Here is a 20602-nt window from a genome sequence, read left to right on the forward strand (position 1 = left end):
ATGCCGGTGCCGCATGCGAACCTCGCACGCGCGTTGGGGACGGACTTTGCGCGCAGCTACTTCATCTCGGACGCGATCCTTGCGGGGTTCAACCAGTACGCAAGCATCGCCACCAATCCTTCCTATGCGTCGATCGGCCACGGTTGGCATGCTTGGGTAACACCGCGCCAGGTCAATTTCACCGACCGCATCGTCGGACTCACGTCGTACGGCACGCTGTCTGAACTCACATACGGGCTCGACTACCGTGTCAGCCCGGATCTCGTTGCCGGCTTTGCGTTCAATCCTGAAAGCACCAAAGTCACCTACGACGGACTGAATGCATCGATTTACCAGTCGGGAATCGGCGGCGGACCCTACCTGGGATGGCTCGTCAGCCCGACGACACTGTTTGATGCCTGGCTCGGTTACGCACGGCTTGATCGTGCCTTCGACGTTTTCGGCCATGGTGCCAATATGCCTGTCGACCGCGTGTTTCTATCGGCGAGCCTGACCCAGATTGTCGATACGCCATGGGCGCGCGTCGTGCCCCGGTTCACGTTTTTTCATGCTCACGACGACGTCGGGGGCGTTACAAGCGGCCAGGGATTTCCCATCCCCGGCCAAGCCTACAGCTGGGGCCACGTCGAAGGTTCTGTGGAGGTCAATCGAGATTTCGTGGTCGACCAGCGTTTCCTACTGCAGCCGTTCGTCCAGGCAACGTTGCGATACGACACGCAACAGCTTGTCGATACCGTTACCACGATCGACGGCACCGACATTGGGCTCACGCGCTGGCATGGACAGCTGCGTGGCGGCGTTCGCGCCCAACTTGGATCGCAAGCCGAACTATGGCTATCGGGCGGCTATTTGTCATTCTTCACACCCGGGATCGATGCCTGGGAGGCGAAAGCGCATTTCCGGATGCGCTTCGACGAGACGAACTCGGCGTTGGCCGCTTATATGCCGGTCAAGGCGCCGCCGCCAGTCGCCCCGTTCAGCTGGACTGGCTGCAGTGTCGGCGTGAATGCGGGGTATGGTTCAGCCAAGGCGCAATTCTCTTCCGATCCAAATGGTGCCATCATCGATTTCGCGCAACGTAACGGCGTCCTTCCCGAAATCGCCGCTCAACAGGCGGGCTCGATCAGTACCCGGAACGCGGGAGGGCTGACTGCCGGCGGCGGCCTTTCCTGCAACGTGCAGTATGACAAGACGGTCATCGGACTAGAAACCGACATCAACTACACAGATCTGCAATCGTCCCAGCTGCGCGGGCCGTTTCCGCTCGCGGCCGGCGTATCAACCACCTGGGAGAACAGTTTTCGCTCGAATTACCTCGGCACGGTCCGTGGGCGTCTGGGATTCCTGGCCAATCAATCGAACATGCTGTACGTGACCGCGGGCCTCGCCTATGCGGATTATGCATTTTCGACGGCAACAGATTTTCCCGGCTTCAGTGGCTTTCGATTTGCGGGCTCCGACTGCCGTGTGAAGCCGGGCTGGTCGGCGGGCGTCGGCTGGGAGGCCGTCGTGAGCGGCCCTTGGACCGCGAAGTTCGAATATCTCTATGTCGATCTCGGCGATCGGACGGCCCCGGCACCGCAGAACATCGGTGGGCTCAGCGCGTACGCTTGGGACCACTCGGCGAAATTGACTGAAAACATTGTTCGCGTAGGGTTGAGCTATAAGTTGACTGGTCCGCCAAGCAGCGGCAGCAGCTGGTTCTCGCGATAAGGCTGGGTGATGCCAAAGCTCATTGCCTATACGATGGACGGCCATGCGGTTCACATCCGGCCTGCATCGCCGGAGCGCGATTGGATGGATGCTTCCGACCAGCGCTATGCGTACCGCTGCCTGCCACTCAACATTGCAAACGCCCATGGCTGGGAACTGCTCTGTCCGTCAGGCTTCTCGGCTCGTTGGGACGGGCTCAATCATAAGGAGACCATTCGGGTCAAGGCTGATCTCGGCACCGACGCGCCGGCTGTGAGTCACTTCGGACATGGTGTATTGACCTTCCACGTCCCGTGCCTGTTCCGCACCGATCCTGGTTTCGACCTTTTTGTCACCGGACCCATCAACAGGCCGAAAGACGCCATTGCGCCGTTGAGCGGGGTCATCGAGACGGATTGGTCACCGTACACCTTCACGATGAACTGGCGATTCACGCGTTCAAACACAAAGATACGATTTGAGCGGGGGGAGCCCTATTGCCATCTTTTTCCGATTGAGCGTGGCAGTCTTGAGCGGATCGAGCCGGAGACGTTGCCATTATCGAAAGCGCCCGACATCGAGCGCGAGTACAGACTGTGGTCCGAAGGCCGCAACGCCTTCAATACCGACTTGCAGGACTCGGGATCGGGGGCAACGCAGCAGCGGTGGCAAAAGACCTATTTTCGGGGCCTCAATCCCTCGGGCGAGGAAACGCATGCGGATCACCGGAGCCGGCTTCGCTTGAAGGACTTCGTGTCAAAGGATTAGTCCGGCCGACGGGCCGAATTTGTGCGGGCAGCGCACGGCCCCACATCGCCCCGCAGCGCAATCGCTACGCGCCGTTGATGATGCACACGACTTCTTAATATTTGGACTCTCCTGACTTGTTCGATTCCGATTCGTTCTTGGCGAACAAATTGGAGTCAAATGCAGAACGTCGCTGTGGTGCGCGATGCGTTTCTCTGCTCCACTCGGCGCGCATAGGAGAGCGGATTGATGGCCAGGAAGGCAGGCAACAAGACCAGCAAGAAAGCGAACAGGCCCGCGCCGCGGCGCACGGTGCTCGTGATCGACGTCGGCGGCACGCATGTGAAGGTCATGACCGACAAGGAGCGCATCAAGCGCGAATTCGACTCGGGTCCAACTCTGTCCGCGACCGAGATGGTGCGGCAGGTCAAGCTGCTCACCAAGGACTGGTCGTATGATGTGATCTCGGTCGGTTATCCCGGACCCGTCGTTCACAACCGTCCGCTGACCGAGCCGCACAATCTCGGCCGCGGCTGGGCCGGCTTCGATTTTCACCACGCGTTCGGCCGCCCGACCAGGGTCGTCAACGATGCGCTGATGCAGGCGATCGGCAGCTATCAGGGCGGGCGGATGCTGTTTCTCGGCCTCGGCACCGGCCTCGGCTCCGCGATGATCGTCGACGGTGTTTACGAGCCGATGGAGCTTGGTCATTTGCCGTACCGCAAGGGCGCGACGTTCGAGGATTATGTCGGCGCCGCGGGTCTCGAGCGCCGCGGCCGGAAGAAATGGCGCAAGAGCGTCGACGACGTCATCGCGCGGCTGTCCGCCGCGCTGGAGCCCGAGTACATCGTGCTCGGCGGTGGCAATGCCGACAAGGTCGACAACCCGCCGCCCAAGGTGAGGTTCGGCGACAACGCCAACGCATTCGAGGGCGGATTTCGAATGTGGAAGAAGAGAGCGCGCAAGGCGAGCAGCGCGCGTCGATGAAACCGGAACCGCCACCAAATCGCCGCAACTGCCGAAGTTTCGCGCTGCTTCGCACTCCTGTTGTCGGAACTGATGGGTGCGCCGCTCGTTTTATGCGGCATAACATCCTGTTCCATGAGGAGTGAGCCATGCGAAGTTTCATTATTCCCGCGATCGCGGCCCTGGCGATCGGCGCAGCGACGCCGGCGATGGCCTACGATTCCGGCAGCCAGGTCTCGATGGAGGCCGCGCTCGATGTCGCGACCGGTCTCGGCATCGTGACGGTGTCCAATACCCAGTTCCTCGGCGACGAGTGGGAGGTCGAGGGGCGTGACCGCCTCGGCCGCTGGATGAAGGTCGATGTCGACGCGCGGACCGGCGAGGTGCGCAACGTGGATCGCGGCTGGTAGCCCGCGTCTTCACCGCTGCGTGAAAATTCGGAACGGCCGGCGGAGCAGGGCGCACGCCGGCCGTTCGTTATCCAGAACTGTCTGATGCCGTGCTTTGGCTGAATGGCATAAAGCTGGGGTATGCTGGTCCCATCATTCCGGGAATCGCCGCCAGCGCGGCGGCCCGTGAACAGGAGACCGGCCATGACAAAACCGTTTCCGTCCAAAACCCATATCGGCAATCACCTGCTGCATCCGGAAACCCAGATGCTGAACTACGGCTACGACCCGCAGCTGTCGGAGGGCGCCGTCAAGCCGCCCGTGTTCCTGACCTCGACCTTCGTGTTCCGCACCGCCGAGGACGGCAAGGACTTCTTCGACTTTGTCGCGGGCCGGCGCGAGCCTCCGGAGGGCATGGGGGCGGGGCTGGTCTATTCGCGCTTCAACCATCCGAACAGCGAGATCGTCGAGGACCGGCTTGCGATCTATGAGCGCACCGAGAGCTGCGCGCTGTTCTCCTCCGGCATGTCGGCGATCTCGACCACGGTGCTGGCCTTCGCGCGGCCCGGCGACGTGATCCTGCATTCGCAGCCGCTCTATGGCGGCACCGAGACGCTGTTCACCAGGACACTGGCGGGCTTCTCGATTCACGCCGTGGGCTTTGCCGACGGCCTCGACGAGAGTGTCATCCGCGCCGCTGCCGACGAGGCGATGAAGAAGGGCCGTGTCGCGATGATCTTCATCGAGACGCCGGCCAATCCGACCAACGGCCTGGTCGATATCGCGCTGACGCGGCGCATCGCCGATGCGATCGGCAAGGCACAGGGCCATACGCCGATCATCGCCTGCGACAACACGCTGCTCGGGCCGGTATTTCAGCGGCCGATCGAGCACGGCGCCGATCTCTCGCTGTACTCGCTGACGAAATATGTCGGCGGCCATTCCGACCTGATCGCGGGCGCGGCGCTCGGCTCGAAGAAGCTGATGAAGGACATCAAGGCGCTGCGCGGCGCGATCGGCACCCAGCTCGATCCGCATTCCTGCTGGATGATCAGCCGTTCGCTGGAAACGCTCAGTCTGCGCATGGAAAAGGCCGACCGCAACGCGCGGATCGTCGCCGACTATCTGCGCGACCATCCCAAGGTGGCGCAGGTGCATTATCTCGGCCATCACGATCCGGCGTCGCCTGCGGGGCGCGTGTTCGCGAGTCAAAGCAGCGGCGCCGGTTCGACCTTCTCGTTCGACATCGTCGGCGGGCAGCAGGCGGCGGAGAAATTCCTCAACTCGCTGCAGATCTTCAAGCTCGCAGTCAGCCTCGGCGGCACCGAGTCGCTCGCGAGCCTGCCGGCCACCATGACGCATTCCGGCGTGCCAGCCGACATACGCAAGCGGATCGGCGTGCTGGATTCGACAATCCGGCTCTCGATCGGGATCGAGCATCCGTCCGACCTGGTGGCCGACATCGCGCAGGCGTTGAGCCGGGTGTGAGCCAGTCAAAAGCGTGTAGGATGGGTCGAGCCAACGGGGCCGCGCGTCGCGCGGCCCGATGATAAACTCCACGAAACCCGTCCTACGGGCTACCAACCTCCGGAGAGAGTGCATGCTGGCAATCACGGCGATCATCCGCGCGAAGAAGGGCCATGAGGCGGCGATGCGTCAGGCGTTGCTCGACGTCGTCGAGCATGTCCGCGCCAACGAGCCGTCCACCGTCGGCTACTACGTCTCGCAGGATGTCGACAGTCCGCGGATATTTTCGACGTATGAGCGATACCTGGATCAGGCGGCGATGGACCGGCACAACAATTCGCCGGCTGTGGCGCGCTTCTTTGAGGTCGCGAAGCCGATCCTCGACGGCGAGGTGATAGTGGTCTTGGCGAACGAGATTGCGAGCAAGCGAGAGTAGGGCGTTCGCTACCGGGTCACAAATAATAGCCTGCTCCGGAAAGGCTCCGCCGCAGCGCATTCATTCTCCGATTTCGGTGGCGCGGAGCATTGCAGCCCGGCGCGGTCCACGATTTCAGGACAAACCCATCGTCGCGGAACTGCGCTCGAAGCGAGCGTACACCCGGACAACGTTGACGCGGAGGCGGCGCGCCGTTATTGGCGGCGCGGAAAATTCCGACGCAACGATACGGGATGGTCTCGATGCAAGTGACTTTGATGAAGGGCAAGATTCATCGCGCGCACGTCACCGAAGCGGACTTGCATTACGAGGGATCGATTGCGATCGACCGCAATTTGATCGAGGCCGCCGGTTTCCTCATCAATGAACGCGTCGACATCTATAACGTCGACACCGGCGCGCGCTTCTCGACCTACGTGATCGAGGCGCCGGCGGGATCGGGCACCATCGGCCTCAACGGCGCGGCCGCACGGCTCGCCATGGCCGGCGACAAGGTCATCATCGTCGCCTATGCCAGCTTCGACGCCGACGAGGCGCGCAAGTTTCATCCGCGGGTCGTGCTGGTCGACGACAAGAACCGGCACGTCGCGAAGGCTGCCGCCTCACCGGCGAAAGCATTGGCGGATGCGTAAGCTGGGCTACGCTAGGCCTTCTTGACGAACTCCGATTTCAGATTCATCGCGCCGATGCCGTCGATCTTGCAGGCGATGTTGTGTCCGTCGCTGCCCTCGGTGAGGCGGATGTTCCTGACCTTGGTGCCGCCCTTGACCACCGACGACGAGCCCTTGACCTTGAGGTCCTTGATCACGATGACGCTGTCGCCGTCCGTCAGCGGGTTGCCATGCGCGTCGCGCACGCCCGCTTGCTGGGCGGTCTCGGCGGCCGCGGCCGCATCGCTGCTCCACTCATGGGCACATTCCGGGCAAACCCAGAGAACGCCGTCCTGATAGGCATGCTCGGAATTGCATTTCGGGCAGTTCATTGCGGCGTCCATAGTCGAGATCGTCTCCGTCGTTGCGGGCGCACCGTAGAGGCACAGGCGGCCAAAGCAAGCAAAAACCCGGCGATTTGATGCGCAAAGCGGCGCAAAGGTGGCGAGCCACTCGTCCACCCGCGGATGCCGGTGGAACGGTCTGCGCCTCTATCCGTTGCCGTCCGTCGCTCGGCATTGCGCCCCTGTGCTTGCGGGGAACGGTTCACTGATCGTCGCGTCCGGGCCGGCAATTCATCCAGGAGCAATCGGCTGATCCCAAACATGGACGCGGAAGATGAATCAGAGAAATCCAGCCTTCGTCTGCCTTCGCACGTCGCTCGTCACCGCCGCCTTCACGTCGGCGTTGCTGGTGGGCGCTAGTCTTGTGAGCGCAACTCTTGCCCACGCACAGCCGGCGACTTCGCGAGCGGATCACGGCAATGGTGGTCCCGGCGAGTTCGCCGACCTTGCGGAGAAGGTCGGGCCGGCCGTGATTGGCGTCAACGCCAAGGTGGCGGCCGCGGCGGATGACGACGACTCGTCTCCCGGCGACTCACCAGGCGGTTCTCTCGGGCCGGACGGCTCGCCTGATCAGGACACGCCGGGGAGGGCCGTTCCGAATCCCGGTAGGCGCGGACCGGGCAATCTGCCGAAGTTGGGTGAGATGACCTCGATCGGTTCGGGCTTCTTCATCTCGGCGGACGGCTACGCAGTGACGAACAATCACGTCCTCGGCGGCAGCGACCGCGCCGATGTCCGCACCAGCGACAACAAGGTCTACAAGGCGAAAGTCCTGGGCAAGGATCCGGTCAGCGACCTGGCCCTGCTCAAGGTCGATGGGCGGACCGACTTCAGCTATGTCAGGCTCGCGGATCAAGCGCCGCGCACCGGCGATTGGGTGCTCGCGGCCGGCAATTCATTCGGTCTCGGAAACACCGTCACCGCGGGGATCGTCTCGGCGCGTGCACGCGACCTGGAAACGGGGTCGTCGGAAGATTTCGTCCAGATCGACGCGCGGATCAACCGCGGCGATTCCGGCGGGCCGAGCTTCAACACGCATGGCGAGGTGATCGGCGTGAACAGCCTGATCTTCTCGCCCTCCGGCGGCTCGGTCGGCGTCGCGTTTGCGATACCCGCCGATACCGTGAAGACGGTGATCCCGCAGCTGAAGGACAAGGGCTCGGTCACGCGCGGCTGGATGGGCGCCCAGATTCAATCGATCACCCCCGGCATTGCCGAAAGCTTAGGTGCGAACAATCTGCACGGCGCGGTCGTGGTCGGCGTGCAGACCGGCGGCCCGGCCGCGAAGGCCGGATTGAGGCGGGGCGACGTGATCACCTCGGTCAATGACGAGCCGATCAAGAGCGCCAACGAGCTGACCAAGAAGGTCTATGCGGGAGCGCCGGGCAGTTCGGTCAAGCTTTCGATGCTGCGGGACAATGCGCCAAATTCACTGAGCGTGACGCTCGGCCAGCTCGCACAGTCGCAGGCGCCCGCCGGCGCGCCGAAGTGAGGCTGCGTTAGTGCGTAGGCCACTACCCATCCTGCAGGCTACGTCTGCGGTGTGATCCCGCCGGCCTGGGCGATCAATTCGAACGATCGCAGCCGCTTCTGGTGATCGTAGACGTCGGACACGATCATCAGCTCGTCGGCGCCGGTCTCGGCGACCAGCGCGTCGATGCCGGCGCGCACCGTCGCGGGCGAGCCGATGATGGAACGCGCGAGCATCCGCATCGCCTGCACCTTCTCGGCCGGCGACCAGTAGCTCTCGATGTCGTCGATCGGCGGCTGGCTGAGGCCGCGCGCGCCGCGGAAGATGTTGGTGAACGACATCTGCTGCGTGGTCGCGAGCCGCCGCGCCTCCTCGTCGGTGTCGGCGGCGATGATGTTGACGCCGACCATGGCGTAGGGGCGGTCGAGCTGCTCCGACGGCTTGAAGCGGGCGCGGTAGATCTGCAGCGCCTGGATCAGCAGCTCGGGGGCAAAGTGCGAGGCGAAGGCGTAGGGCAGGCCGAGCTCGCCGGCCAGCATCGCGCCGAAATTGCTCGAGCCGAGAATCCACAGCGGCACGTCGGTGCCGGCGGCCGGCACCGCCTGGATGCGCTGGTTGGGACCGGCGGCGGCGAGGAAGGCCTGCACCTCGAGCACGTCCTGCGGAAAGTTCTCGGCGGATTCCGGCGTGCGGCGCAGCGCGCGCAGCGTGAGCTGGTCGGTGCCCGGGGCGCGGCCGAGGCCGAGGTCGATACGATCGGGAAACAGCCGCGCCAGCGTGCCGAACTGCTCGGCGATGACATAGGGTGCGTGGTTCGGCAGCATGATGCCGCCGGCGCCGACCCGGATGGTCTTGGTGCCCGCCGCGATGTGCCCGATCACGACCGACGTCGCCGCGCTCGCGATGCCCGCCATGTTGTGATGCTCCGCCACCCAGATGCGGCGATAGCCGAGAGCCTCCGCATGCACGGCGACATCGCGCGCGTTATAGAGCGCGCCGCGCGCGTCGGTTTCCTCGGTGACGCGGACGAGATCGAGAATGGAGAGGGCGGCCACGGCGACTCCGGAGCGTTAGGGACGGGAGCCGATGGTATTTGGCTGTGTCCAGGTGGATGCGAAACGGCGGGGAACAGCCGGTTCATGCAGATGCATATGGATGCGGTCGCCATGCCGGTCAATCCGCCCGATGCGATCGACGAAGCAAGGCTGCCCATCCAAAATATCGAAAACAACCCCATGCAAAGGTGCAGGTTGCCGCCGGCACTCGGAAAAGCGACTTGACGCGTCGGGCAAATCAGCGATACTTTTCCATTATTCCGAAATGACCCCGTCGCCCGCCGCCATCGGAGATTCGTCGCGTCAGACCCCAGACGATTGCGGCCGTGGCTGCCGTCGCGAGCAGATGCTTCAAGGTGTGTCCGCTGACGAAATGGAGCGTGTTCGCGATCTGATGGTCGAGCACCTCGCTGATCTTGGCCAGCACGTACAACATCATCGCGGCGGCGAATGCGATGCGGTCGGCACGCGGCGCGCGATAGATCGACTGCCAGAGCGGGATCAGGATGAGCGGGAGGACCTGCAGCAGCAGATAGGGCCGCAGGTCGCCCGCACCATGCCGGTCGGTATGGACCCACCACGCGACGCTGGCGGCGGCGTAAAGCCCGAGCACGATCGCTTCGATGTTCGTCTTCGATTCCGGCCGGGTGTCGCCGCGGACGCCGACCAGCAGGCCCGCGCCGGCAAGCGCGATCGGCAGCATGTCCCAGGTCAGCCGGCCATTGCCGGGGGCGAGGTGAAAGAACGCGGACCCGAAGGCGGTCAGGAACAATCCGATCAGGAACAGGCGATAGCCCGGCCATCCGGTGCGAAGCTGATCGCTGTTGCGGTGAGGGCGCAGCGCCAGCCAGCCCCAGATCGCGACCAGGGCGAAGCCTGCGTTCGACAGGACATCGGCTGCGTGCGAGATGCCGAAGATGGCCGAGTGGTCGGCGAAATCGTTGTAGTGGGCCGGCTGCGCGATGCGCCCGTGCACCGCGAATGCCGCGATGATGCCGATCGTGATGATCGTCGGGGCGAGTTTCATCCACGGTTTCGCGGGCCGTTCGGACCCGGTCAATCCGTCCATCCGGAAGGTCGTTTGCATCGTCGGCTCCGACAAAAATGAACAATGTTCAAATATCTGACATGAAATTGAGCGATGTTCAAGTTCATTTTTCGGGAGGGGCCGATAATGCTGATGGGGAAGGTGCCAGGAGACCTCCGCCGAGGCGTCAACGCGGCCTCCGGCTTTGCGCTCCACAGCAACGCGCGCAGCCCGTAGCCCGCATGAGCGAGGCGATATGCGGGGGCCGGTGGCGTGTTCTCGCGAGGCGGATCCCGGATGTCGTGGAGCCTGTCATCGGGCGCGCGTTCGCGCGACCCGATGGCTCATCCGGGCTACCGGGACCGAAGCGCAGGGCGTTTCGGCCACGCGCGACTTGCCGAAAATGTGCTGACGATGGCGGCTTACGCGCGCGGCCGATCCACCCTACCTTCGCTGGGCGCCGACCGCACAGCCTTAACCGATCCGATCCGGAGCGAACCAATTCCCCAACTTATCTTCGGCCTGACCAGTCTATTGATCCTGGCCCGCTTCATCTGGCCACTCGACTGGCCGCTCCCGGCAAAGATCGTCGCCGCGTTGCTGGTGCTGGTCGCCTTGCAGTTTCACCGCTGGAACAGACTGTCGTCGGGATCGGAATTCTCGCCGGAGTTTCCGCGTCCGGTGGTCGTCCTGTTCAACTGGGCGTTCGGCGCGATCATGCTGCTGGCGCTGCTGCAACTGGCGCTCGATGCCGGGCTGCTGGTGGCCGCGCTGATCCACGGCGGCTTCGTCGGCGCGCCCGACGGCGTCCGCTACGCACTTGCTGCGCTCGCGGGCGCAGCCGCCGCGATCGGCGTGCACCAGGCGATGCGGATTCCGCCGCTCAGGGATGTCGAGGTCGGCATAAGGGGACTTCCGCTACAGTTCGACGGCTACACCATCCTGCAACTGACCGATCTGCACATCAGCCGGCTGTTTCCCGCGCCGTGGGCGCGCGCCGTGGTCGAGCGTTCGAACAAGCTCGGCGCCGACCTGATCGCGATCACCGGCGACCTGATCGACGGCACCATCGATGCGCGGCGGGGCGACATCGCGCCGCTGCGCGACCTGATGGCCGCCGACGGCGTCTACGTGATCTCGGGCAATCACGAGTATATCTTCGGCTATGACGGCTGGATGGCGCACTACGAAGCGCTCGGCCTGCGCTCGCTCGAGAACCGGCACATCGTGCTCGAACGCGGCGGCGGCCGCCTGGTGATCGCGGGGATCACCGACCGCGCGTCGCGCCACCGGGGGCATTCCATCCGCGACCTTGCCGCGGTTCTCGACGGCGCCCCGAAAGGCGCGCCCATCGTCCTGCTCGACCACCAGCCGAGCGACGCACGAAAGGCAGCCCGGCTCGGCGTCGCGCTGCAACTCTCCGGACACACCCATGGCGGATTGATCCTGGGGATCGATCGCCTCGCCGCGCGCGCCAATGCCGGCTTCGTCTCGGGCCGCTACGACGTCGACGGGATGACGCTCTACGTCAACAACGGCACCGCGCTATGGCCGGGCTTTGCCTTGCGGCTCGGCCGCCCGTCGGAATTGACCCGGATCACGTTGCGCGTGGCTGAAGGCGTCTGATCGATTTGTTGCGCATGCGATGCGCGGTGTCCGGTCTGTTTCTCGGCCAGGGCGGCAGCGGTAGCCCGCATGAGCGAAGCGACATGCGGGGTCGGTCGGCGTATGGCGATGCCGGTCCCGGATATCGCTTCGCTCATCCGGGCTACGAGGCTTCCGATTCGTGCACGAGCAAACGTTCCGAAGGTCGCAGGAGGGTGAGAATCGGTCACTCACGTTCCAAGGCCGGCGGCTGCCATGCGTCGATCGCCGTCTCCGGGTAAATCTGCACCGAGCCGGGCTCGAAGTAGCTCTCGATCGCATATCCGAGCCTGGTCAAATCCGTACGATACCAACCAGCGATTCGACCGCGCCATGATGCTCGCCCTTTCTTGGCGGCATAGTCACCCATTTGAAACTTTGCATCTGCGGGCCACGGATCGACCATCTCGCCTCCGACCGAATTGCCTTGAAAAGAAGACATTATGGCCGACCCATCTACGTCCGCAACGGGTCGATTTCGTCCCGCCGATCTCGGTCTGACAGCGGCAATGATCTTGCCAGCTTCACACCAATCTCTTCGCGATCGAGGTGCAGCGAAGGCGGCCTGAGCGAAACGAACAAGCACGTAACGAGTAGGGTGGGTTCGCCAACGGATCGCGCGGAGCGCGTGCCCGATGATAGACTCCTCGTAACCCGCCGCTCGGCGTTACCGCGACGAAGGGCGGATTACGCTGCGCTAATCCGCCCTTCGAGCCGCGAGATGCTCATCGCGTCGGTCTCTTTTGGTAGACACCTGAAAATGAGACGTTTGTCCCGCCGCAATGGAGGTTGTCGCCGACAACCAGTAACTTGCCGACGAGCTGCATCGTGACCTGACAGTCGAGTTCGTCCGTCCCGTCACCGAATTTCATCTTATCGCCTGAAGGTTTTGCTTCGTCATCAAGCTCGCCGGAATGGGTGCGGCTGCCCGAACCCCAAATGGCCTCGCCCTTGATGGCCAGCTGACCTGCCTCTTTCGATTTCGAGATGCGAATGACGTTGTCGTAGGCACGCCATTCGCCGAGCCAATCCCGTTCTGCCGGTCCTCGTATGTCCCCCTGCCACGCAAGCCTTTCGATCTCGATCCAGCCGACCGTCTCAGTGCCCTTGCGAGGTTGAAACCAACTGCATGCGAACTTGCCTGACGTCCGGGAAACAATGACTTCATCGTTGCGAACGACATAAGTTTTCAGACGACAGGCTTGGTCGTCGGGGCAACGCTCGTTGCCGTCGCCGCGGAAATAGATCCTGTCGCCGGCTGCGCCTTTGATCTTCGCCAGCCTGTAGTCGGTGCTCTCGCGCGGGAAATATCCGTTCCGACAAATGTTGTCGGCGTTGCCCTTGAGCTGGCCGGATGCGGGCGAGGTTTGGAGAATGCTCCATGCGAGGAGTCCGAGCGAAGCCTGGACAACGCGTCTCATTGGGTTCTCACCTTCGATTCATTTTCCGCATGGAATGCGGCAGGGTAGCGGGGCGGTGATTCCATACTAATTTGGTCCGACAAAGCGCCGCAGATCAATCGCATGAAAACGTGATCAATCAGTTGTTGCCATCGCGTAGGGCGGATTAGCCGAAGGCGTAACCCGCCGACCTTTAGCTCATTGAGCGAAGGCGGAAGCGTAATCCGCCGAAGTTCTCGCATTGTTCTCGGAAGGATTCACAAGACCATCTATTGGTCAACCTCAGACAATGACGAAGAACTTTTCTTTTCCCTTCTACTGTATGCCAAAGTCTGCTTCGGCCGCGCAACGGGACAAGGGAAAATCAGAAATCATGATCATGGACCGTGGAATTGCCGACGCCGGTGCGATGGGCGAGGGCGCTCTGCCCGGACCTCGGTCGCGGCTTCTCAATCGCCGGGCGTTTCTGGCCGGCTCTGCTGCCGGTCTCGCCGCACTGAGCCTGGCCGGTTGTGCATCCGACTACATGAGCCTGGCCGAGGCGGAGAAGGTCTACGGGCCCGTGCCCGGCGAGAAATTCCCGATCCCCGCGGTCGACGTCAGCAAGGTCGATCCGAAATATTTTCGCAAGACGGTGAAGTACGACAGCGCTGAGGCGCCCGGTACGATCATCGTCGATCCGAGCAAATACTATGTCTACCGCATCGAAGGCGAAGGAAACGCGACCCGCTATGGCGCCAATGTCGGCCGCGATGGGTTCCGGTGGAGCGGGGAGGCTTATGTCGGGCGCAAAGCCGAATGGCCGACCTGGACGCCGCCCAAGGAGATGATCGCGCGCCAGCCGGAGGCGGGCAAATATGCTCGCGGCATGGCGGGGGGTCTCGACAATCCACTTGGCGCGCGCGTGCTCTACCTCTACCAAAATGGGGTGTACACGCTTTACACGATCTATAGCACCAGCGCCCCCGAAACGATCGGGAACGGTATTACGAGCGGCTGTACCGGCCTCCTCAGTCAGGACATGATCGACCTCTATTCGCGAACGCCCCTCAAAACGAAGGTGATCGTGCTGCCGGCGTAAACTGCGTCGGCCGCGGCCCCAGGCGTTGCCAGGGACGCCTTTGTGCGGCGATGGTTGTCGAAAGACGCAGGCAGGGTGATTTGGACGTGGTGATGCTTTCGCGAAGACTAGTCATTGTTGCGGCGATGCTCGTGCTCGGGACCTTATCGGTCCGCGCGCAGCAAAGCGTCGAGTATGATGCGTGCATGGACAAGGCCGAAGGGGTGTCGACGAAGATGCTCGATTGCGGCAAGACCGAAATCGACAAGTGGGACACGAGGCTCAACACCGCCTATCAAGCCCTTCTCGCCAGCTCGAAGGGCGAGGCGCACGCGCAATTGCTCAAGGAGCAGCGGGCCTGGCTGAAGCATCATCTCAGCGAAACCCATCGCCTCGCAGCGGACCCCGACAACGGGTCCGTCGCGTTCCTCGACTCCCAGGCGTTCGAATTGAAGGACATCGCCGACCGCGCGCTGCTTCTTGAAAAGCGTGCCAGCCGGTAGCCCGCAGGAGCGAAGCGATATGCGGGGTCGGGTGGTCACGTGCTGTGATGCTGGTCCCGGATGTCGCGGAGCCTGTCATCGCGCGCCTTCGCGCGACGCTTGGCTCATCGCGGCTACGCTTGCTGCGCGCTCATCGCTTCGGGGTGCGCCCGCGGATCCGGTCGAAGCCTTGCTTGATTGCGGCGAAGCGCGCGTCGACGATCGGCTCGAATTCGAGGTCGGTGAAGATATAGGGCCAGTCGTTTTCGATGCCTTCGCGGACGAGTTCACCGACATAGTCGGGATCGATGCCTTCGGAGATGCGTTGGCGGATCAGATTGATCTGCTCGGCAATTGGGCCCGATGTCGGCAAGGTACGCACCGCCCCCTCGAAGCGCTTGGGAAGGTTGCGCCTTGAGTTCACGATTTGCGTGCGGATGAACCCGGGACACAGCACCGATACGCCGATGCCGCGCGGCGCGAGTTCAAGGCGCAGGCCCTCGGACAGCGCGACAACGCCGTATTTCGAAACATTGTATGCATTGCTCGCCCCTGAAATAAGACCGGCGATCGAGGCAGTGGAGACGATGTGTCCACCCTCGCCATGCTGCTCGATCAACGGCCCGAAAATCTCGATTCCCCAAATGGTCGCCATCAGGTTGACGCCCAGGGTCCAATCCCACGACCCGTCGGTCCAGGTGCCATAGGGCCCACCGCCGCCGACGCCCGCGTTGTTGACGAGGATGTGCACCTTGCCGTAGCGGGCAGTCGTGGCTTCGGCGGCTGCCACGAGTTCGGCTTTGAGTGAGATGTCCGCTTTCACGCCGTCGACATCGACGTTGGTGCGCCTCAGTTGCTCGAGCGCCGTGGCGAGAGCCGCTTCCTCAATATCGCAGAGCATGACCTTCGCCCCCGCCTGGGCCAAGGCGGTCGCGATTCCCAGTCCGATGCCTGATGCTGCACCGGTCACGAACGCGGTCTTTCCAGCGAGTTCTTTCACGCGCATTCTCCCCCCGCAAACCGGGACCTTGCCCCAAACGGCCAGTGTCCCCGGGGAAGGCATATGACTGCACTTTCGGGCGATTGGGAAGCGTGCCGGATGTTTGCTCTGTGCTCAGGCAATCTAGGGCCAGCGCGTAGCTTGGGGTCAGCGAAGCCTAACCCGCCGGGCTCGTTTCCAGCGAAAGGGCGGATCACGCCTTCGGCTAATCCGCCCTACGCTTGCTATGACTCTATTCGATCGTGCCGTTATGTACCTCGCGAACACCCCGCGGCCCTTCGTCCGTGCGTAAAATAATCCTGATGATTAAGGGTGGCTACGCTTGCTATATGCGCGCCATGGAGACGGCGCCGCGAACGAGGCTGCATAAAGCGCCGCGTGAAGTCAGAGCAAGTCGCCCGCAAGCGTAAATGCCGATCCCACGATCTGCGTGTCGGTCCCGGATGCCGCTTCGCTCATTTCCCAAGGTCCGCGACTGTGGCAAAAATAGAATCAACCAATCGCGTGGCGCTCGAGGTAACTCGAGCCAGAGCCTTGATTTTTCGATGTATCCGGCAAGTGGCAGTTGGCTTTAGCTGCACCCCGTCGTGCTGCCGCACGTATCGCACTTCATGCAGGTCCCATTCCGCACCAGCGTGAAGTTGCCGCACTCCGAGCACATCTCGCCTTCGTAGCCCTTGGCCTTGGCTTCGGCGCGACGTTCCGCCTTGCTTGGGGCGGCGGCTGCGGCAGTGCCGGGCTTGCTCCAGTTCAATGCCTCGAGCTTCTCGGTCGGCGAGAGGTCGTGGCTGACTTCCTGCTTCAGGGCGACCGCGCCTTCGACGGTGTCGGAGGCGCCGCGCGCGGTTGCGCCGTGGGAGGCGAGCGCGGTGACGCGGTTGCCGGCGGGCGCGTTGTCGGCGCCTTGGCTCACCGCGGCCGAGCCGCCGCGCATGACGACGAGGTTGTCGGTGCGCGACCGGGTCAGGCCCTTCGACAGGTACTTGGTCGCTTGGTGCTGGGCGGGGGCCTCATCCGGCTCCTTGCCTTCCTCGACGCCCTTGCCGAGCGCGTCGAAGCCAGACTCGTTCGGATCGACATGGGCGAGATCGAAGCGCGCCATGTAGCTCACCGCGAGCTCGCGGAAGACATAGTCGAGGATCGAGGTCGCGTACTTGATCGAGTCGTTGCCCTGCACCGGGCCCGCGGGCTCGAAGCGGGTGAAGGTGAAGGCGTCGACATACTCTTCCAGCGGCACGCCGTATTGCAGACCCAGGGATACTGCGATCGCAAAATTGTTGATGAAGGAGCGCAGCGCCGCGCCTTCCTTGTGCATGTCGATGAAGATCTCGCCGAGCCGTCCGTCGTCATATTCGCCGGTGCGGAGATACACCTTGTGGCCGCCGACAACCGCCTTCTGGGTGTAGCCCTTGCGTCGGTCCGGCATCTTCTCGCGCTCGCGCATCACGACGATGCGCTCGACCAGCTTCTCGACGATCTTCTCCGAAACCTGGGCGGCACGCGCCGCCATCGGCTTCTCGTAGAGCGCTTCCACCGCATCGTCCTCGTCCTCATCGTCGGCGATGAGCTGCGAGTTCAGCGGCTGCGACAGCTTCGAGCCGTCGCGGTACAGCGCGTTGGCCTTCAGCGCCAGCTTCCACGACAGCAGGTAGGCGGACTTGCAGTCCTCAACCGTGGCGTCGTTCGGCATGTTGATGGTCTTGGAGATCGCGCCCGAGATGAACGGCTGCGAGGCCGCCATCATCCTGATGTGGCTCTCGACCGAGAGGTAACGTTTTCCAATTTTGCCGCAGGGGTTGGCGCAGTCGAACACGGGATAGTGCTCCGCCTTCAAATGAGGCGCGCCTTCGACCGTCATCGCGCCGCAGATGTGCACGTTGGCGGCCTCGATCTCGCGCTTGGTGAAGCCGACGGCCTGGAGCAGGTCGAAGCCGGGCGCGGAGATTGCCTCGGCGCCGATGCCGAGCTGGTCGCGGATGAAGTCCTCGCCAAAGGTCCACTTGTTGAAGGCGAACTTGATGTCGAACGCGGTCGGCAGCGCCTTTTCCACCTTGGCAATGGCTTCATCGGTGAAGCCCTTGGCCTTCAGGGTCGAGGCATTGATGCCGGGCGCATTCGACAGCGAGCCGTGGCCGACGGCGTAGGCCTCGATCTCCGCGATCTCGCTCTCGCGATAGCCGAGCGCGCGCAGCGCGGACGGCACCGCCTGGTTGATGATCTTGAAGTAGCCGCCGCCGGCGAGCTTTTTGAACTTCACCAGCGCGAAGTCGGGCTCGATGCCGGTGGTGTCGCAATCCATCACGAGGCCGATGGTGCCGGTCGGCGCTACCACGGTGGTCTGGGCATTGCGATAGCCGTTGACCTCGCCGAGCGCCAACGCGTCATCCCAGGCCAGCCTGGCATGGGTGACGATGTCCGCCTGCGGGCAGGAGGCGTGATCGAGCGGCACCGGGTTGACCGAGAGCGCCTCGTAACCGGCCGCGTTGCCGTGGGCGGCGCGGCGGTGGTTGCGGATCACGCGCAGCATGTGCGCGGCGTTCTTCTTGTAGCCCGGGAAGGTGCCGAGCTCGGCCGCCATCTCGGCCGAGGTCTTGTAGGCGATGCCGGTCATCACAGCGGTCAGCGCGCCGCACAGCGAACGGCCTTCCTTGCTGTCATAGGGCAGGCCCATGGTCATCAGCAGGCCGCCGATGTTGGCGAAGCCGAGGCCGAGCGTGCGGAATTCGTAGGACAGCTCGGCGATCGCCTTCGACGGGAACTGGGCCATCATGACGGAGATTTCGAGCACGATGGTCCAGAGCCGGCAGAGGTGCTCGTAGGACTCGATGTCGAACCGCTTGGTGGTGGTGCTGTAGAACGTCAGCAGGTTGGCCGAGGCGAGGTTGCACGCCGTGTCGTCCAGGAACATGTATTCCGAGCACGGATTGGACGCGCGGATGTCGCCGGACGCCTTGCAGGTGTGCCAGTCGTTCATCGTGGTGTTGAAGTGCAGGCCGGGATCGGCGCTCGCCCAGGCGGCGTAGCCGATCTTCTCCCAGAGGTCGCGGGCCTTCAGCGTCTTGGTCACCTTCTTCGTGGTGCGGCCGACGAGATTCCAATCACCGTCCGTTTCCACCGCGCGCAGAAAATCGTCCTTCAGCGACACCGAGTTGTTGGAGTTCTGGCCGGAGACGGTGAGGTAGGCCTCGGAATCCCAGTCGGTGTCGTAGGTGTCGAACGAGATGTCCTTGTAGCCTTGCTTGGCGAACTGGATGACGCGCTTGATGTAGTTGTCCGGCACCAGCGCGCGGCGCGCGAGCTTGATCTCGCGGCGGAGCGCAGGGTTCTTCTCCGGATCGAAGCAGTCGTCGCCGCTGCCTTCGCAGTTCACGCAGGCCTTCATCACGGCCTTGAGGTGCTTCTGGTTGATCTTGGAGCCGGTGACGAGGGCGGCGACCTTCTGCTCCTCCTTCACCTTCCAGTCGATATAGGTCTCGATATCGGGGTGATCGGCGTCGACCACCACCATCTTGGCGGCGCGGCGGGTGGTGCCGCCCGACTTGATCGCGCCCGCCGCGCGGTCGCCGATCTTGAGGAAGCTCATCAGGCCGCTTGAGCGGCCGCCGCCGGACAGCTTTTCGCCTTCGCCGCGCAGGCTCGAGAAGTTCGAGCCGGTGCCGGAGCCGTACTTGAACAGGCGCGCCTCGCGCACCCAGAGGTCCATGATGCCGCCCTCGTTGACGAGGTCGTCGCCGACGCCCTGGATGAAGCAGGCATGCGGCTGCGGATGCTCATAGGCCGACTTCGACTTGGTCAGCTTGCCGGTCTTCCAGTCGACATAATAGTGGCCCTGGCCGGGGCCATCGACGCCGTAGGCCCAGTGCAGCCCGGTGTTGAACCACTGCGGCGAGTTCGGCGCGACCATCTGCTTTGCGAGCTGGAAGCGGAGCTCGTCGAAGAAGGCGAGGGCGTCTTCTTCCGTGGAGAAGTAGCCGCCCTTCCAGCCCCAATAGGTCCAGCAGCCGGCGAGGCGATCGAACACCTGCTTGGCCGAGGTCTCGCCGACGATGCGCTCGTTCTCCGGCAGGAGGCCAAGCGCCTCGGTGTCGGGCACCGAACGCCACAGCCACGACGGCACGGTCTCTTCCTCGACCTTCTTCAGGCGCGCGGCGACGCCGGCCTTGCGGAAATACTTCTGCGCCAGCACGTCGGAGGCGACCTGCGACCAGAACTCCGGAACCTCGACGTTCTCGGCGCGGAACACGACCGAGCCGTCCGGATTGCGGATCTCTGAGGTGGTCAGGCGGAAATTGATCCCGGCGTAGGGAGATTGTCCGCTGGTGGTGTTGCGTCGTTCGATTCGCATGGTCGAGCCCCGTCTCTTCTTCTGCCCGGCCCCACGTTTCCCCGCAGGTGCCGGAATGTTGTCTGTTCGCGGACTTCGGAACACGCGTCAGCACGCCTCCCGTCATCCGCAGCTCAGCCGGTGGATCCGGCCTGTTTTCTCTCATCCGCTGGGCGCCGGTATGACCGGTCCTGCGGCGGCATCGTCCCGGCGGCGCCCGACTGGTCGGGTGCTCCGGGTCATGCATTCAACGCCCCAAACGCTTCACGCGACACGTCACGCGTACGCTTCTTGCGGGCCGGTTACGGCCTCTGTTTCCGGGTCCTTCGCGGCCCGTTTGTCGTCCCCGACGGCGGCCCCAAAATCAGGGCAGAAAAGCCCTTCACCCGCGGCCCGAAGGCCTGGCGGAGTGGTCATTTTGGAACCCTTGTGGGAGCGACCGGCGGGG

Annotated in this window: 19 protein-coding genes; 12 read left to right on the forward strand and 7 right to left on the reverse strand. The window is 63.5% G+C overall.

All coding sequences use genetic code 11. From position 1 onward, the window contains the following. The 7 genes from ACVMIH_RS05180 to panD all read left to right on the forward strand — a co-directional run bounded on the left by ACVMIH_RS05180 (nucleotide 1) and on the right by panD (nucleotide 6329). The gene (locus tag ACVMIH_RS05180; RefSeq protein WP_456860914.1) at nucleotides 1-1713 is read left to right on the forward strand and encodes an autotransporter domain-containing protein; all 1713 of its coding nucleotides are present in this window, start codon (nucleotides 1-3) and stop codon (nucleotides 1711-1713) included. 9 nt (nucleotides 1714-1722) lie between these two features. Further along, nucleotides 1723-2460: a DUF6065 family protein gene (locus ACVMIH_RS05185; protein ID WP_456784777.1), complete on the forward strand. Its 738-nt coding sequence runs from the start codon at nucleotides 1723-1725 to the stop codon at nucleotides 2458-2460. Nucleotides 2461-2688: 228 nt separating this feature from the next. Continuing rightward, complete coding sequence (locus tag ACVMIH_RS05190; protein WP_456784778.1) at nucleotides 2689-3426, forward strand: ROK family protein; 738 nt, start codon at nucleotides 2689-2691, stop codon at nucleotides 3424-3426. A gap of 128 nt (nucleotides 3427-3554) precedes the next feature. Then, nucleotides 3555-3815: a PepSY domain-containing protein gene (locus ACVMIH_RS05195; RefSeq protein ID WP_057019961.1), complete on the forward strand. Its 261-nt coding sequence runs from the start codon at nucleotides 3555-3557 to the stop codon at nucleotides 3813-3815. A gap of 183 nt (nucleotides 3816-3998) precedes the next feature. Continuing rightward, nucleotides 3999-5282, forward strand: a complete 1284-nt coding sequence (locus ACVMIH_RS05200; RefSeq protein WP_076832148.1) for a cystathionine gamma-synthase family protein — start codon at nucleotides 3999-4001, stop codon at nucleotides 5280-5282. A gap of 112 nt (nucleotides 5283-5394) precedes the next feature. Continuing rightward, on the forward strand, nucleotides 5395-5697 hold the full coding sequence (locus ACVMIH_RS05205) for a putative quinol monooxygenase (protein ID WP_057019963.1): 303 nt from the start codon (nucleotides 5395-5397) through the stop codon (nucleotides 5695-5697). 242 nt (nucleotides 5698-5939) lie between these two features. Then, on the forward strand, nucleotides 5940-6329 hold the full coding sequence (panD, locus tag ACVMIH_RS05210) for an aspartate 1-decarboxylase (protein ID WP_456784779.1): 390 nt from the start codon (nucleotides 5940-5942) through the stop codon (nucleotides 6327-6329). An 11-nt stretch (nucleotides 6330-6340) separates the two neighbouring features. On the opposite strand, the gene ACVMIH_RS05215 is transcribed toward panD, so the two are convergent. After that, nucleotides 6341-6691 carry a zinc ribbon domain-containing protein YjdM gene (locus ACVMIH_RS05215; RefSeq protein ID WP_076832150.1) on the reverse strand — a complete coding sequence of 117 codons (351 nt, stop codon included), beginning with the start codon at nucleotides 6689-6691 and terminating at the stop codon, nucleotides 6341-6343. Nucleotides 6692-6965: 274 nt separating this feature from the next. Here ACVMIH_RS05215 and ACVMIH_RS05220 point away from each other — a divergent pair, with 274 nt between their 5' ends. After that, nucleotides 6966-8183 carry a S1C family serine protease gene (locus tag ACVMIH_RS05220; RefSeq protein ID WP_456860916.1) on the forward strand — a complete coding sequence of 406 codons (1218 nt, stop codon included), beginning with the start codon at nucleotides 6966-6968 and terminating at the stop codon, nucleotides 8181-8183. Nucleotides 8184-8221: 38 nt separating this feature from the next. On the opposite strand, the gene ACVMIH_RS05225 is transcribed toward ACVMIH_RS05220, so the two are convergent. After that, nucleotides 8222-9217 (reverse strand): LLM class flavin-dependent oxidoreductase, encoded by a 996-nt coding sequence (locus ACVMIH_RS05225; RefSeq protein ID WP_456860918.1) that lies wholly within the window; start codon nucleotides 9215-9217, stop codon nucleotides 8222-8224. A gap of 84 nt (nucleotides 9218-9301) precedes the next feature. Here ACVMIH_RS05225 and ACVMIH_RS05230 point away from each other — a divergent pair, with 84 nt between their 5' ends. After that, nucleotides 9302-9442 carry a hypothetical protein gene (locus ACVMIH_RS05230; protein ID WP_456860920.1) on the forward strand — a complete coding sequence of 47 codons (141 nt, stop codon included), beginning with the start codon at nucleotides 9302-9304 and terminating at the stop codon, nucleotides 9440-9442. 13 nt (nucleotides 9443-9455) lie between these two features. Here the strand turns inward: ACVMIH_RS05230 and ACVMIH_RS05235 are convergent, their stop codons facing one another. Next, complete coding sequence (locus ACVMIH_RS05235) at nucleotides 9456-10244, reverse strand: hypothetical protein (protein ID WP_456860921.1); 789 nt, start codon at nucleotides 10242-10244, stop codon at nucleotides 9456-9458. Nucleotides 10245-10745: 501 nt separating this feature from the next. On the opposite strand from ACVMIH_RS05235, the gene ACVMIH_RS05240 reads away from it, so the two are divergent. Beyond that, nucleotides 10746-11870 (forward strand): metallophosphoesterase, encoded by a 1125-nt coding sequence (locus ACVMIH_RS05240; RefSeq protein WP_456866385.1) that lies wholly within the window; start codon nucleotides 10746-10748, stop codon nucleotides 11868-11870. A 205-nt stretch (nucleotides 11871-12075) separates the two neighbouring features. On the opposite strand, the gene ACVMIH_RS05245 is transcribed toward ACVMIH_RS05240, so the two are convergent. Further along, a complete protein-coding gene (locus ACVMIH_RS05245; RefSeq protein ID WP_456860923.1) occupies nucleotides 12076-12330 on the reverse strand; it encodes a hypothetical protein in 255 nt (84 codons plus the stop codon). 283 nt (nucleotides 12331-12613) lie between these two features. Beyond that, complete coding sequence (locus tag ACVMIH_RS05250; RefSeq protein ID WP_456860924.1) at nucleotides 12614-13309, reverse strand: hypothetical protein; 696 nt, start codon at nucleotides 13307-13309, stop codon at nucleotides 12614-12616. A 352-nt stretch (nucleotides 13310-13661) separates the two neighbouring features. On the opposite strand from ACVMIH_RS05250, the gene ACVMIH_RS05255 reads away from it, so the two are divergent. Both ACVMIH_RS05255 and ACVMIH_RS05260 read left to right on the forward strand, forming a co-directional pair. Then, complete coding sequence (locus tag ACVMIH_RS05255; protein WP_456866387.1) at nucleotides 13662-14369, forward strand: L,D-transpeptidase; 708 nt, start codon at nucleotides 13662-13664, stop codon at nucleotides 14367-14369. An 86-nt stretch (nucleotides 14370-14455) separates the two neighbouring features. After that, nucleotides 14456-14851 (forward strand): lysozyme inhibitor LprI family protein, encoded by a 396-nt coding sequence (locus ACVMIH_RS05260; RefSeq protein WP_456866389.1) that lies wholly within the window; start codon nucleotides 14456-14458, stop codon nucleotides 14849-14851. A gap of 130 nt (nucleotides 14852-14981) precedes the next feature. Here ACVMIH_RS05260 and ACVMIH_RS05265 read toward each other — a convergent pair whose 3' ends face one another. Next, entirely contained in the window at nucleotides 14982-15830 is an 849-nt protein-coding gene (locus tag ACVMIH_RS05265; protein ID WP_456860926.1) for an SDR family NAD(P)-dependent oxidoreductase, read from the reverse strand. A 571-nt stretch (nucleotides 15831-16401) separates the two neighbouring features. Then, nucleotides 16402-20175, reverse strand: coding sequence for a vitamin B12-dependent ribonucleotide reductase (locus tag ACVMIH_RS05270; protein ID WP_456860928.1), 3774 nt, complete (start codon nucleotides 20173-20175; stop codon nucleotides 16402-16404). Nucleotides 20176-20602 lie beyond the last annotated feature (427 nt).

It is taken from the genome of Bradyrhizobium sp. USDA 4503, assembly GCF_054055815.1.